At 59.1% G+C, this 15,091-nt stretch carries 9 protein-coding genes; 6 read left to right on the forward strand and 3 right to left on the reverse strand.

Annotated features, from left to right (window positions below; genetic code table 11):
• Positions 1-34: 34 nt before the first annotated feature.
• From PanJK_RS09795 to lplT, 6 genes are all read left to right on the forward strand, one after another.
• Positions 35-1,279 (forward strand): MdtA/MuxA family multidrug efflux RND transporter periplasmic adaptor subunit, encoded by a 1,245-nt coding sequence (locus PanJK_RS09795; protein WP_265299325.1) that lies wholly within the window; start codon positions 35-37, stop codon positions 1,277-1,279.
• Positions 1,276-4,413 (forward strand): MdtB/MuxB family multidrug efflux RND transporter permease subunit, encoded by a 3,138-nt coding sequence (locus tag PanJK_RS09800; RefSeq protein WP_265299326.1) that lies wholly within the window; start codon positions 1,276-1,278, stop codon positions 4,411-4,413. The genes PanJK_RS09795 and PanJK_RS09800 overlap by 4 nt, the downstream gene beginning before the upstream one ends.
• On the forward strand, positions 4,410-7,514 hold the full coding sequence (locus tag PanJK_RS09805) for an efflux RND transporter permease subunit (RefSeq protein ID WP_265299328.1): 3,105 nt from the start codon (positions 4,410-4,412) through the stop codon (positions 7,512-7,514). The genes PanJK_RS09800 and PanJK_RS09805 overlap by 4 nt, the downstream gene beginning before the upstream one ends.
• Positions 7,515-8,918, forward strand: a complete 1,404-nt coding sequence (locus PanJK_RS09810; protein ID WP_265299330.1) for an efflux transporter outer membrane subunit — start codon at positions 7,515-7,517, stop codon at positions 8,916-8,918.
• Positions 8,919-9,382: 464 nt separating this feature from the next.
• Positions 9,383-11,533, forward strand: coding sequence for a bifunctional acyl-ACP--phospholipid O-acyltransferase/long-chain-fatty-acid--ACP ligase (aas, locus tag PanJK_RS09815; RefSeq protein ID WP_265299331.1), 2,151 nt, complete (start codon positions 9,383-9,385; stop codon positions 11,531-11,533).
• Entirely contained in the window at positions 11,530-12,720 is a 1,191-nt protein-coding gene (gene lplT / locus PanJK_RS09820; RefSeq protein ID WP_265299332.1) for a lysophospholipid transporter LplT, read from the forward strand. Before aas ends, lplT begins: the two co-directional genes overlap by 4 nt.
• A 59-nt stretch (positions 12,721-12,779) precedes the next feature.
• Here the strand turns inward: lplT and PanJK_RS09825 are convergent, their stop codons facing one another.
• The 3 genes from PanJK_RS09825 to mutH form a co-directional block, all read right to left on the reverse strand.
• A complete protein-coding gene (locus PanJK_RS09825; protein WP_265299333.1) occupies positions 12,780-13,820 on the reverse strand; it encodes an NADP(H)-dependent aldo-keto reductase in 1,041 nt (346 codons plus the stop codon).
• Positions 13,821-13,964: 144 nt separating this feature from the next.
• The gene (locus PanJK_RS09830; protein ID WP_007890930.1) at positions 13,965-14,183 is read right to left on the reverse strand and encodes a YgdI/YgdR family lipoprotein; all 219 of its coding nucleotides are present in this window, start codon (positions 14,181-14,183) and stop codon (positions 13,965-13,967) included.
• Positions 14,184-14,287: 104 nt separating this feature from the next.
• On the reverse strand, positions 14,288-14,974 hold the full coding sequence (gene mutH, locus PanJK_RS09835) for a DNA mismatch repair endonuclease MutH (protein WP_265299334.1): 687 nt from the start codon (positions 14,972-14,974) through the stop codon (positions 14,288-14,290).
• Positions 14,975-15,091 lie beyond the last annotated feature (117 nt).

Here is a 15,091-nt window from a genome sequence, read left to right on the forward strand (position 1 = left end):
GATTTTCCTTTTTCTTGCTGACTTGAAGATCCTGATGACTCCTAACGCTTCCCGCTCCACGTTCTCTCGCTGGCTGAAATGGCTGCTCCTGTTGGTTGTGCTGTTGATTGTGGCGGGCGTGATCTGGCGCGTGGTCGGCGGGCATGGCGGCATGCCGCCGGGCGGCGAGAAGGGCGGACGCGGCGGTCATCGCGGTGGCGCGGGCGGCCCGCCGGGCATGGCGATGATGATGGGCGGCGCAATGCTGGTGCACAGCGGCGTCGCCACGACTGCCGATGTACCGCAATATCTCAACGCGCTTGGCACGGTGATCCCCAATGCCAGCGTCACCGTCACCAGCCGCGTCGCCGGTCAGCTGGAAAAGGTGTTCTTCACCGAAGGACAGAAAGTCAGCACCGGACAGCTGCTGGCGCAGATCGATCCGCGCAGCTATCAAGCCACGCTGGCGCAGTATCAGGGCGATCTCAATCAGAATCAGGCGTTGCTGAAAAGCGCGCAGTTAACGCTGGTGCGCTATCAGAAACTGGCGGCGCAGGATTCGCTATCACGCCAGGATCTTGATACGCAAACTGCCACCGTCGGCCAGTACAAAGGCGCGGTCGCCGCCGATGAAGCGCAGATCGCCAGCGCTAAACTGGATATCGACTACGCGCGCATCACTTCGCCGATCAGCGGACGCGTCGGTTTGCGCCTGGTCGATCCCGGCAATATGGTGCAAACCACCGATACCACCGGCATCGTGGTAGTGACGCAGATGCAGCCGGCCGCCGTGACCTTTAGCGTGCCGCAGGGCAACATTCCGCAGTTGACCAAAGCGCTGCACGGCGGACAAAGTCTGCCCGCCACCGCCTACGATCAGGACAACAGTAGCGCGCTGGCGCAGGGCGAGGTGAAGTTCATCAGCAACCAGATCGATACCGCCACCGGCACCATTGAGCTGAAAGCCACCTTCGCGAATGAAGACGAGTCGCTGTTTGCCAATCAGTTCGTTAATTTGCGACTGCAAACCAACATCCTGAAAAACGCCACGGTGATCCCGGCGCAGGCGCTGCAGTTGAGCAGCGACGGCAGCTTCGTGTTTATCATCAATAAAGACAACACCGTGACGCGCAAAGCGGTCACCACCGGACCAACGTTTGGTGAAGATCAGCAGGCGATCCTCAAAGGCGTGGCGCCGGGCGATCGTCTGGTGACCGAAGGCATCGATCGCCTGACCAACGGCAGCAAAGTGCAGCTGGCGGATGAGCGCAAAACCACCGCGACCGCTGAGGCCAAATGAATCCGTCTCGCCTGTTTATCCAGCGTCCGGTCGCCACCATTTTGCTGATGGTCGGCGTGCTGATCGCCGGGATCTTCTCCTATCGCTTTCTTTCTACTTCGGCGCTGCCGCAGGTGGATTACCCGACCATCCAGGTCACCACGCTCTATCCCGGTGCCAGCCCGGATGTGATGGCGTCGTCCGTCACCTCGCCGCTGGAGCGCCAGCTCGGCCAAATGGCCGGTTTGAGCCAGATGACGTCGACCAGCTCAAGCGGATCGTCGATCGTCACGCTGAAGTTCAGCCTCGATCTGTCGCTGGATGTCGCCGAGCAGGAAGTGCAGGCGGCGATCAACGCTGCCAATAATTTGCTGCCGAGCGATCTGCCCAATCCGCCAACCTACAAAAAGGTCAATCCGGCTGATACGGCGGTGATTACGCTGGCGGTGAGTTCCGACACGCTGCCGCTGACCCAGGTGCAGGATCTGGTGAACACGCGCGTGGCGCTCAAGCTGTCGCAGATTAACGGCGTCGGCATGGTGACGCTGGCGGGCGGTCATCAGCCGGCGATTCGCGTGCAGATGGACCCGAAAGCGCTGGCGGCGCACAAGCTGTCGCTGGAAGACGTCAACACGCTGATCAGCAACAGCAACGTGAACGGCTCGAAAGGCGGCTTCGACGGCAAATATCACTCGGTCACCATCGACGCCAACGATCAGCTGCGCACCGCCGATGAGTACGGCAATCTGATCATCACTTATCAAAACGGCGCGGCGCTGCGGCTGAAAGATATCGCGCATATCGAACAAGGGCCGGAGAACAGCTTCCAATCGGCGTGGGCTAACAACAGCCCGGCGATTGTGATCAGCGTGCAGCGCCAGCCCGGTGCCAACGTGATTCAGGTGGTGGACAGCATCAAAGCGCAGCTGCCGAAATTGCAGGCGGCGCTGCCGGACGGCGTGAAGATGAGCATCCTGTCGGATCGTACGCAAACCATTCGCGCCTCGATCAGCGACGTGCAGTTTGAGCTGATGTTGTCGGTGGCGCTGGTGGTAATGGTGACCTTCCTGTTCCTGCGCAACGTGGCGGCGACCTTGATTCCCAGCGTGGCGGTGCCGCTGTCGCTGATTGGCACCTTCGGCGTGATGTATCTGGCCGACTTCAGCCTGAATAACCTGTCGCTGATGGCGCTGACTATCGCCACCGGCTTCGTCATTGACGACGCGATTGTGGTGGTGGAGAACATTTCACGGCGGCTGGAAGAGGGCGAAACGCCGATGCAGGCGGCGCTGAAAGGCTCGCAGCAGATTGGCTTTACCATTATCTCGCTGACCTTTTCGCTGATTGCGGTGCTGATCCCGCTGCTGTTTATGGGCGATGTGGTTGGGCGGCTGTTCCGCGAATTTGCCATCACGCTGGCGGTGTCGATTCTGGTGTCGATGGGGGTGTCACTAACGCTGACGCCGATGCTGTGCGCCTATCTGTTGCAGCACATTCCGCCGGAAAAACAGTCGCGCTTCTCGCGTAAAGGCGGCGAACTGTTCGACAAGCTGGTACGCGGCTACGACCGCATGCTGACGGTGGTACTGAACCATCAGAAGCTGACGTTGCTGGTGGCGCTGGCGACCTTTGCGCTCACTGCGCTGCTGTATATCGCCATCCCTAAAGGCTTCTTCCCGACGCAGGATACCGGGCTGATTCAGGGTGTCACCGTAGCGTCGCAGGATGTGTCGTTTAGCGAGATGTCGAAACGGCAGCAGGCGCTGGCGAAAGTGATTCTGCAAAATCCGTCGGTGGAGAGTTTGTCCTCAACCATCGGCATTGATGGCAGCAACACCAGCCTGAATAGCGGGCGCATCCAGATCAACCTCAAGCCATTTGGCGATCGCGATGACAAATCCGATGTGGTGATCAAACAGCTGCAACAGGCGGCGCAGCAGTTGGCGGGCATTCAGCTCTATCTGCAACCGGCGCAGGATTTAACTGTCAACGATCAGGTGTCGCCGAGTCAGTATCAATTCACGCTGGATGATGCCGACAGCGAAAACCTGGTGAGCTGGACGCCGAAGATGGTCGCCGCCTTGCAGCAGCGTCCGGAGTTTAACGGCGTAGTGAGCAACCTGCAGGATCAAGGGCGTGTGGCTTACGTCGAACTCAACCGCGATAAAGCGGCGCGCTACGGCATTACCGCCGCCGACGTCGATACCGCATTGTACAACAGCTTCGGTCAGCGTCTGGTCTCGACCATCTTTACCCAGGCCAATCAGTATCGCGTGGTGCTGGAAGTGGCGCCGCAGTATCAGCAATCGCCCGCCTCGTTTGATGATGTCTATTTGCCGGTGACCAGCACTACAACGTCTTCAACCGATGACACCACAACCACCGGCATGGTGAAGCTCACGTCCATCGCCACTATTCATCAGCGCACCGGTTCGCTGATGCACATGCGCCTTAATCAGTTCCCGGCGGTAATGGTGTCATTCAATCTCAACAGCGGCTATTCGCTGGAGGATGGGCAGAAGGCGATCGCCGAGGTGACGCAGCAGCTCAATCTGCCATCGAGCATCACCTTGCGTTATCAGGGCGAAACCTCGGCGTTCCAGAGCGCCACCGGCAATACGTTGTGGCTGATTCTGGCGGCATTAATCACGATGTACGTGGTGCTCGGCATTCTGTACGAGAGCTTTATTCATCCGGTGACCATTCTCTCGACGCTGCCGTCGGCGGCGGTCGGCGCGCTGTTGACGCTGCTGCTGGCGGGCAGCGAGTTCAGCCTGATTGCGCTGATTGGCGTGATCCTGCTGATCGGTATCGTCAAGAAGAACGCGATTATGATGATCGACTTCGCGCTGGAGGCGGAAAACACGCAGCACATGAGCGCGCGCGACGCGATTCATCAGGCTTGTTTACTGCGCTTCCGCCCGATTCTGATGACCACCATGGCGGCGCTGCTGGGTGCGCTGCCGCTGATGCTGGCGTCCGGTTCCGGTGCTGAGCTGCGCCAGCCGCTGGGTTTGGTGATTGTCGGCGGTTTGATTGTCAGCCAGGTGCTAACGCTGTTCTCCACGCCGGTGATTTACCTGTGGTTTGATGGCATCGCGCAGCGCGGCAAGCGCTACATGCAGCGCAAGCAGCAGGCGCGAGGCGAGCGATGAACCTCACCCGGCTGTTTATCTTCCGCCCGGTTGCCACGTTATTGCTGACGCTGGCGATCCTGCTGCTGGGCGCGTTGGGCTATCGGCTGCTGCCGGTGGCGCCGCTGCCGCAGGTGGATTTCCCCACCATTATGGTAAGCGCCAGCCTGGCCGGTGCCAGCCCGGAAACCATGGCGGCCACCGTCGCCACGCCGCTGGAGCGTTCGCTGGGGCAAATCGCCGGTGTCACCGAGATGACCTCAAGCAGTTCGCAGGGATCGACCAGCGTGATTTTGCAGTTTGATCTCGATCGCGACATCAACGGCGCGGCGCGTGACGTGCAGGCGGCGATCAACGCCGCGCGCAGTTTGCTGCCGAGCGCGATGGAGTCGCTGCCGACCTATCGCAAAGCCAATCCATCCGATGCGCCGATTGTGATGCTGGCGCTGACTTCCGCCACGCGCACGCCGGGCGAACTTTACGATCTGGCTGAAAGCAAAATCGAGCAGGCGATGGGCCAGGTGAAAGGCGTGGGGGAAGTGTCGCTGATGGGCAGCGCCCTACCGGCGGTGCGTATCGATCTACAGCCGCTGAAGCTGACGCAGTACGGCATTTCGCTGGATACGGTGCGCAGCGCCATCGCCAACAGCACCACCAATAAGCCGAAAGGGATTTTGCAGGGCAGCAGCCAGTCGTGGGTGGTGGACAGCAACGGCCAGCTGGATAAAGCCGCGCAGTATCAGGATCTGATCGTCACCTATAAAGCGGGCAAAGCAGTGCGGCTGCATGATGTGGCGACCGTTTATGATTCGGTGGAAGATCAGTATCAGGCCGGTTTCCTCAACGCTATGCCGTCGGTGATGGTGGGCATCAAGCGCCAGGCCGGTGCCAATATGCTCGACACCATTGATGCCATCAAAGCACAGCTACCGGCGCTGGAAAAAGATCTGCCCGCCGATACGCAACTGAAAGTGGTGGTGGATCGCTCGCCGACGGTGCGCGCCTCGCTGTACGACACCGAAGAGACGCTGCTGGTGGCGATGCTGCTGGTGATCGGCGTGGTGTTTGTGTTTCTGCGCAACGTGCAGGCGGTGATTATCCCGGCGCTGGCGCTGCCGGTTTCGCTGATTGGTACCTGCGCGGTGATGTATCTGCTGGGTTACAGCCTCGATAACCTGTCGCTGATGGCGCTGATTATCGCCACCGGTTTTGTCGTCGATGACGCGATTGTGGTGCTGGAAAACATCACGCGCCATATTGAAGAAGGGCTCAGTCCGCTGCGTGCGGCGCTGCGTGGCGCGCAGGAAGTGAGTTTTACCGTGCTGTCGATGACTATGTCGCTGATTGCGGTGTTTATCCCGATTCTGCTGATGGGCAGCATCGTCGGACGCTTGTTCCGCGAATTTGCCGTCACGCTGACGGTATCGCTGCTGATCTCGATGTTTGTCTCGCTGAGCCTGACGCCGATGCTGTGCGCGCGCCTGTTAAAGCCAAAGCCCAAAGTCACTCAACGCCCACATCCGCTGTATCAGTTTATCGAAAACCAACTTAACGCGTTGCTGGCGGCTTACTCGCGCGGGTTGGCTTGGGTGATGGCGCACCAAAAGCTGACGATGTTCAGTCTGGTGCTGACCGTGTTGCTCAATCTGTTCCTGTTTTCCGTGGTGCAGAAAGGCTTTTTCCCCAATCAGGATACCGGCTTGCTGATGGGCGCGCTGCGCGCTGACCAGAACATCTCCTTCCAGGCGATGAAGCCGAAAATGCTGCAGTTCACCAAAATCATCCAGTCCGATCCGGCGGTGGAGAGCGTGATGTCGTCGATGGGCAGCGGCATGTTCGGCTCGCGCAACAGCGCCAACTTCTTCGTGCGGCTCAAAGATTTTGACAAGCGCGATGCCACCGCCACCGAAGTGGCCAACCGCCTGAGTATGAAAACCCGCGATATCGCCGGCGCGCAGATGTTCCTGATGGCGGCGCAGGATCTGCATATCGGCGGGCGCAGTGCCAACGCCACCTATCAGTACAGCTTGCAGGCCGACGATCTCGATCTGCTGCGCACATGGACGCCAAAAGTGCAGGCGGCGCTGGCGGCGATCCCGCAATTGAATAGCGTCGATTCTGATGCGCAAACCGGCGGTCAGGAAGTGGTGATCAACATCGATCGCGACCGCGCCAAACGGTTTGGCGTGAACGTGCAGATGCTCGACACAATGCTGAATAACGCCTTCAGCCAGCGTCAGGTCGCCACGCTTTATCACACGCTTAATCAGTATCATGTGGTGATGTCGCTGCAGGATAGCTACACGCGCGATCCGGCGATTCTCCAGCAGTTGTACGTGATTAACGACAGCGGCGATCGCGTGCCGCTCGCGGCGTTCACCAGCTTCACCGGCGGCAACGCACCACTGTCGGTGGCGCATCAGGGCCAATCCGCCACCAGCACCATCGCCTTCAACCTGAATGATGGCGTGTCGCTGGAGCAGGCGCAGGCGCTGATTAAGCAGGCGATGGCGCAGCTCGGTTTACCCTCCACCCTTCAGGCCGGTTTTGCTGGCACCGCCGCCACGTTCGCCCAGCTTACCGCCACCATGCCGTGGCTGATTATCGCGGCGCTGGCGGCGGTGTATATCGTGCTCGGCGTGCTGTATGAGAGTTACATCCATCCGATCACCATTCTCTCGACGCTGCCGTCGGCGGGCGTGGGCGCGCTGCTGCTGTTGCTGCTCACCAACACGCAGCTGACGGTGATCGCGCTGATCGGCATCATCCTGCTGATCGGTATCGTGAAAAAGAACGCCATCATGATGATCGACTTTGCGATTCACGCCGAGCGCAGTCAAGGCATGACGCCGCAGCAGGCGATCACCCAAGCCTGTTTGATGCGTTTCCGGCCGATCATGATGACCACGCTGGCCGCCTTCTTTGGCGCGCTGCCGCTGGCGTTGGGCAGCGGCGGCGATGCCGACTTACGTAGCCCGCTCGGGCTGGCGATTGCCGGTGGTTTGGCGCTGAGCCAGCTGCTGACGCTGTTTACTACGCCGGTGGTTTATCTCTGGCTTGATCGTGTGAGCCGCGCCACGCAACGTCAGTGGCTGCGGTTGCGTCATGTGGAATCCCGATAGATGAAAATGTCCCTGAAAATAACGCCGTTGCTCACCGTGATGCTGCTGGCGGGCTGCGCGGTTGGCCCCAATTATCAGCGCCCGACGATGGCGATGCCGACCCATTTCAAAGAAGCCAAAGGCTGGACGCAGGCGACGCCGCAGGATGCAACCAGCAAAGGGGATTGGTGGCAGGTGTATCACGATGCCACGCTGGATAGCCTGCTGAAGCAGGTGAGCATCTCCAATCAGAACGTCGCCACTTATGCCGCGCAGTACCGCGAAGCGCAGGCGCTGGCCGGGCAATCACGCGCGGCGTTGTTGCCGTCGGTGGGCTACGATGCCAGTAGCACGCGCAGCGGCAGCCGCGCCAGCGCTACCGGACAACGCAGCGTTAGCAACAGCCATGCCGCCGAACTCAGCGCCAGCTGGGAGCTGGATTTGTGGGGCAAACTGCGGCGCACGCTGGAGGAGAACAACGCCAGCGCCGAAGCCAGCAAAGCCGAGCTAGCAAATATCACCTTGAGCGCGCAGTCCGAACTGGCGCAGGACTATTTCCAGCTGCGCATCATCGACGAGAAAATCGCGCTCTATCAGCGCAGTATCGATGCTTATCAGCGCTATTTAACCGTGATTCAAAACAAATACGCGGCGGGCAGCGAATCACGCGCCACCTTAGCGCAGGCGCAGATGCAGCTGGAGAGCGCCCACGCCTCGGCGCAGGATTACCAGTGGCAGCGGGCGCAGATGGAGCACGCCATTGCGCTGCTGCTGGGCCGCGCTCCGGCGGATTTCTCCTTGCCGGTGGCGAAGCTGGATGCCGCGCTGCCCGCGATTCCAAACAGCGTGCCGTCGCAGCTGTTGCAGCGCCGTCCCGATATCGCCTACGCCGAGCGCAACGTCGCTGCGGCAAATGCGGCGGTTGGCGTGGCGATTGCCGGTTACTATCCTGACCTGACGCTGAGCGCCAGCGGCGGCGTGAGTTCATCGGCGATCAACAGTTTGTTCTCGCTGCCCAATCGCGTCTGGTCTTTGGGGCCGGAGCTGAGCGGTACGCTGTTAGATTTCGGTGCCACTTCATCGAAAGTGGAACAGGCGCGCGCCGCCTATGATGCCAGCGTCGCCAGTTATCGCCAGTCGGTGCTGACGGGCATGGGGGAAGTGGAAGATTATCTGGTGCAGCTGAACACTCTGCAGGGCGAAATCGCCTCGCAGCAGGCGGCAACCGACGCGGCGCAGGAATCGGCACGCGTGACGCGCAATCAGTATGATGCCGGAATGATCGACTATCTCGACGTCGCCACCACCGAAAACAGCAGCCTGAGTGCACAGCAGAGTTTGTTGTCGCTGCAGAGCACGCAATGGGTGAGCAGCGTTGGTCTGATCGCGGCGCTGGGCGGCGGCTGGCAGGTGGATGCGCGGTGAAACCAGGTCGCCATGAATGGCGGACCCTACGGGATTTGCAGCGACTGTGAGTCAAAATAATACATTGATTCTGCAGCGCGGGTGTTGAGGCGACATCCCAAACCGCTGAGCGAATGAGGGATTCCAGGGCGAGCCGCATGGATGCGGTGAGAGGTGGCGTTGAGCAGGAGCGAATCGCCACCGGTCCGTCAGGAATCGTGAATAAGTGAAGGCACCGCGAAGCGGCGGGTTGGGCTGGCGCAAGGCCCGGGAGTGCAGAGGGCGCGGCCAGGCGTCCTCTGCTCGGTCGCCGCACGAAGGTGCTGCAACTGCATCAGCACGAGGCGAACGAAAGTCGCTCTGTGCTTAACGCCATGAATGGCGGCTCTACAACCGCAATTGCGTTTAAATCACCGCGCCACTTGTCGAAAATCCCCAGATCCTGCATCGTAAGAGCCATTTTTTACGCCTGCTAAGGAGCTGGCATGCTACTGACTTTTTTCCGTTTCCTGTTCCGCCTGCTGTGGCGTGTGGAACTGCGCGGCGACCTCGCGGCACTGCATAAAGAGAAAGTGCTGATCACCCCGAACCATATGTCATTTCTCGATGGCGTATTGGTGGCGCTGTTTTTGCCGATCAAACCGGTGTTCGCGGTCTATTCGTCGATCAGCGATCAATGGTTTATGCGTCTGCTGAAGCCGATTATCGACTTCGTTCCGCTCGATCCCACCAAGCCGATGTCGATCAAACATCTGGTGCGCATGATCAATCAGGGCCGTCCGGTGGTGATCTTCCCGGAAGGTCGCATCACCGTGACCGGATCGCTGATGAAGATCTACAGCGGCGCAGGTTTTGTGGCGGCGAAATCCGGTGCCACCGTGGTGCCGATGCGTATCGAAGGCGCGGAATATACGCCGTTTGGTCGTCTGGCTGGCGTGTTTAAACGCCGCCTGTTCCCACGCATCACCTTAACGGTGCTGCCGCCAACGGTAATCCCGATGCCTGAGGCTAAGCGCGCGCGCGATCGCCGCACGCTGGCGGGCGAGCACTTGCACCATGTGATGATGGAAGCCCGCATGGCGGTGCGTCCGCGTGAAACGCTGTTCGAGGCTTTCCTCAATGCGCGTCAGCGTTATGGCGCGATGAAGCCGTGCATCGAAGACATCAACTTCAAGCCGGATAGCTACACCGGTTTGCTCAAGAAAGCGCTCGGCGTCGGCCGCATTCTCGAACGCTACAGCCAGCAAGGTGAATACGTCGGTCTGCTGCTGCCGAACGCCACGGTGACGGCGGCGGCGATTCTGGGTGCCTCGCTGCGCGGCCGCATTCCGGCGATGCTCAACTACACCGCAGGCGTAAATGGCATGCGTGCGGCGTTGACCGCTTCGCAGGTGAAAACCGTCTTTACTTCGCGTCAGTTCCTCGAAAAAGGCAACCTGTGGCATTTGCCGCAGGGACTCAACGAAGTGCAGTGGATCTATCTGGAAGATCTGAAAGATACCGTCACCTTGCAGGATAAATTGTGGATCGTGGCGCATCTGCTGATGCCGCGCCGTGCGCTGGTGGCGCAGCAGCCGGAAGATGCGGCGATGGTGCTGTTTACCTCCGGTTCGGAAGGCCATCCCAAAGGTGTGGTGCACTCGCATAAAAGTCTGCTGGCCAACGTTGAGCAGATTCGTACCGTGGCGGATTTCACCCCGCGCGACCGCTTTATGTCGGCGCTGCCGCTGTTCCATGCTTTTGGTTTAACCGTTGGCCTGTTTACCCCGTTGCTGACCGGCGCGCAGGTGTTTCTCTATCCGAGCCCGCTGCATTACCGCATCGTGCCGGAGCTGGTTTACGACCGTAACTGCACCGTGCTGTTTGGTACTTCAACCTTCCTCGGTAACTACGCGCGTTTCGCCAGCCCTTACGATTTTGCGCGTCTGCGCTATGTGGTGGCAGGCGCGGAGAAACTGCAGGAAGCGACGCGTCAGATCTACATGGAGAAATACGGCATCCGTATTCTCGAAGGCTACGGCGTAACGGAGTGCGCGCCGGTGGTGGCGATCAACGTGCCGATGGCGGCGAAAAATCACACTGTCGGCCGCATTTTGCCGGGCATGGATTCGCGTCTGATTTCGGTGCCGGGCATTGAGCAGGGCGGTCGCCTGCAGCTGCGCGGTCCTAACGTGATGAACGGGTATCTGCGCGTGGAGAATCCGGGCGTGCTGGAAGTGCCGGTTGCCGATAACGGCGAAGGCGAGATGGAAGCAGGCTGGTACGACACCGGCGATATCGTCAGCTTTGATGAAGGCGGCTTTTGCCAGATACAGGGGCGTGCGAAACGCTTCGCCAAAATTGCCGGTGAGATGGTGTCGCTGGAGATTGTGGAGCAGATTGCGCTGAAAGCCTCCAACGAGAAACAGCATGCGGCATCGCTGCGCCCGGACGGTAATCGTGGTGAAGCTCTGGTGTTGTTTACTACCGACAGCGAACTGGGGCGCGATACTTTGCTGAAAGCGGCGCGTGAAATTGGCGCACCAGAACTGGCGGTGCCGCGCGATATCCGCGTGATGAAACAGCTGCCGATGCTGGGCAGCGGCAAACCGGACTATGTCAGCCTCAAGCAGCTGGCGGAACAGGAGCAAGCATGAGCCAGGCGTTAAATAACGATGCACCGCTAATGTCACGCAACATGCTGGCGGTGATTGTGGCGCAGTTCTTCTCGGCATTTGGCGACAACGCGCTGTTGTTCGTAACGCTGGCGGTGCTGAAAAACCAGTTCTATCCGGACTGGAGCCAGCCGATCCTGCAAATGCTGTTTGTCGCTACTTACATTCTGCTCGCGCCGTTCGTTGGGCAGATGGCGGATAGCTTCGCCAAAGGTCGGGTGATGATGTTCGCCAACAGCCTCAAGCTGCTGGGCGCGCTGACCATCTGCTTCGGCTTCAATCCGTTCCTTGGCTACACGCTGGTGGGGATTGGCGCGGCATCCTATTCGCCGGCCAAGTACGGCATCCTGACGGAGATCACCAGCGGTGAACGCCTGGTCAAAGCCAACGGCTTGATGGAAGGTTCGACCATTGCAGCGATTCTGCTGGGTTCGGTGATGGGCGGGATGCTGGCGGACTGGAACCTGGTGGCCGCGCTGGTGGTGTGTGCCATGACCTATGCGATGGCGGTGGTGGCGAACATCTTTATTCCGCGCCTGACGGCGGCGCGTCCGGGCCAGAGCTGGCATTTTGCTGCCATGCTGCGCAGTTTCGTCACGGCCACGAAGCTGCTGTGGCGTAACGGCGAAACGCGTTTCTCGCTGCTCGGTACCAGTTTGTTTTGGGGCGCGGGCGTGACGCTGCGTTTCCTGCTGGTGCTGTGGGTACCGGTGGCGCTTGGCATCAGCGACAACAAAACCCCGACCACGCTGAATGCGATGGTGGCGATTGGCATCGTGATGGGCGCGGCAGCAGCGGCGAAGCTGGTGACGCTGCAAACCGTGCGTCGCTGCATGCCCGCCGGTGTACTGATTGGCGTGATGGTGGTGGTGTTCGCGTTGCAAACCAGCTTGCTCAATGCCTATCTGGTGCTGATGCTGATTGGTGCGCTGGGTGGTTTCTTCGTGGTGCCGCTCAATGCGCTGCTGCAGGAGCGTGGCAAGGCATCCGTGGGTTCGGGCAACGCGATTGCGGTGCAGAATCTCGGTGAAAATACCGCGATGCTGCTGATGCTGGGATTGTATACCGTGGCGATTAAGTTGGGCGCGCCTGCGGTGGCAACCGGCGTCGGATTCGGCGCGATTTTCGCCGTGGCGATTGCGGTGTTGTGGTGGAAAGGGCGGCGGTAGATTGGGCGGTGGATTGTGCGGTAATTGAAAAGGTCGCCATGAATGGCGACCCTACGGTTTTACGGGGCCGGATAGGTAAACTGGCGATGAATCGCTTCCAGTTCCTCTAACACCTCGGCATTCAGCGTCAGATTGAAACTCTCTACGTTAATCTTCAGCTGCTCCAGCGTGGTGGCGCCCAGCAAGGTGCTGGCGACAAACGGCTGTTGACGCACATAGGCCAGCGCCATCTGCGACGGATCCATATTGTGCTTCTGCGCCAGCGCAACATAGGCAGCAATCGCCTGATTGGACTGATCGCCGCTGTAACGGGTGAAGCGGCTAAACAGCGTATTGCGCGCACCGGCGGGTTTTGCACCGTTCAGGTATTTACCGCTCAAGGTACCAAACGCCAGGCTGGAATACGCCAGCAGTTCGACGCCTTCATGCTGGCTGATCTCCGCTAAACCGACCTCGAAGCTGCGGTTCAGCAGGCTGTACGGGTTCTGGATGGTGACGATACGCGGCAGCTCATGTTTTTCAGCCAGCTGCAGGTAACGCATCACGCCCCACGCGGTTTCGTTCGACACGCCAATGTAGCGAATCTTACCGGCGCGCACCTGTTCGGTCAGCGCTTCCAGCGTTTCCAGCAGCGTCACCGGCACGCTGGAATCGGTGTATTGATAACCCAGCTTGCCGAAATAGTTGGTCTGACGCTGCGGCCAGTGCAGCTGATAGAGATCGAGATAATCGGTGTTCAGGCGTTTCAGGCTGGCATCCAGCGCTTCGCGGATGTTTTTGCGATCCAGCGCCTGGTTCGGGCGAATCGACGCATCCGCGCCGCGTACCGGACCGGCCACTTTGCTGGCGAGGATGATTTTGTCACGGCTGCCGCGCTTCTTCAGCCAGCTACCAATGTATTGTTCGGTTAATCCCTGGGTTTCCGGGCGCGGCGGCACCGGATACATTTCCGCGGTATCAATCAGGTTAATACCACTGCTAACCGCGTAATCAAGCTGTGCGTGGGCGTCGGCTTCGCTGTTCTGCTCACCAAACGTCATGGTTCCAAGCCCCAGCTGACTCACTTCCAGCGTGCTATGGGGAATACGGTGATAGTGCATTTGCCGGCATCCTTTTTTCATTATGAAAGGGAATGTTGTGTCCTTGGGGACTATAGCGTGTGAAGCGGCGCGGAAGGAAGAGGGGAAAGTTCGGGAAATCGCCTGCACAAAGGGAAAACGCGTGCAGGCAGGGCAATTTGGCACTTAACGCTCAATGATGGTTGAAACCTCATCACCATTGATCTGCATCTGATGGCCTTTCTCATCGGTGTACTGTACCAATCCGGTCTCTTTATCGATGGCAGGTTTGCCATCTGTCATGATCATGCGGCCATCTTTGGTCGCCATGACGTAATCACTGCTACAACCGCTCAGTAACACGGCAACCAACGCTAAACCTACTGCACTCACCAACCCTTTCATTCTTATCTCCTTCTCGCGACTTCAACAGCAAAAGTGTAGTAATAAATGCTTTCGTCGTTAGGAGTAATCGCATCATTCCTAAAATTATCGGCAGCAATATGCATTTACAGTAAAAAATGTCGCGCCAAAAGCGGACCGGTGAAGCTTTTCTTCAGATAAAAGCCGCGCGGCAGCGTCATGATTGGCTCACCGTGTTCGCCGATAGCTTCGGTCAACGCTTTGCTATTGGCGGCTTTAGGACGGATTTGCAGCCAGGCACCGTGACGTGCGGTGATGCGCTCCACCTGACCGAGCACAATCATATCCATCAACTCTTCCCAGTCTTCGCGCAGCTGTTGCTCCTCTTCTTCACTCGGATGCCACAGCAGCGGCGAACCGACACGGCGCTCGGCCAGCGGCAAAGCACGATCGCCTTCGATCGGGATCCACAGCACCCGCGCCAGTTTGTGCCGCACATGGCTGGTTTGCCAGGTTACGCCGCTATTGCCGGTTAACGGCGCGACGCACACGAAGGTGGTTTCCAGCGGTTTGCCCTGGGCATCCACCGGAATGGTTTTCAGCTCAATGCCGAGATGGGCAAAATCCTGCTCGGCTTTGCTGCCGGCGCTGGCGCCCAAATGCAGCTCTAACAGCATGCCAACCCAGCCTTTGTCGCGTTTCAAATCTGCCGGAATCGGCAGGTTAATCTGCGCCGCCAGCGCGGCAAAGGTCTGTCCCGCCAGCTGCTGTGCGCGCTGCAGTAATTCCGCTTCGTTTTCAGGTGGCGATGGTAATGACGGTGAGGAGTGCATGCTAAAACCCATATTGGTTAAAGAGTGAACAGTAAACGCGAGCCGGGTTTGTCCACATGGCAGTTAGTTGAATAAAGGTGATAATAGCATGATTCAGCATGCTTTTTTATTTCAATA

The sequence above is a fragment of the Pantoea sp. JK genome (assembly GCF_026130245.1).
Taxonomy (GTDB): domain Bacteria; phylum Pseudomonadota; class Gammaproteobacteria; order Enterobacterales; family Enterobacteriaceae; genus Pantoea; species Pantoea trifolii.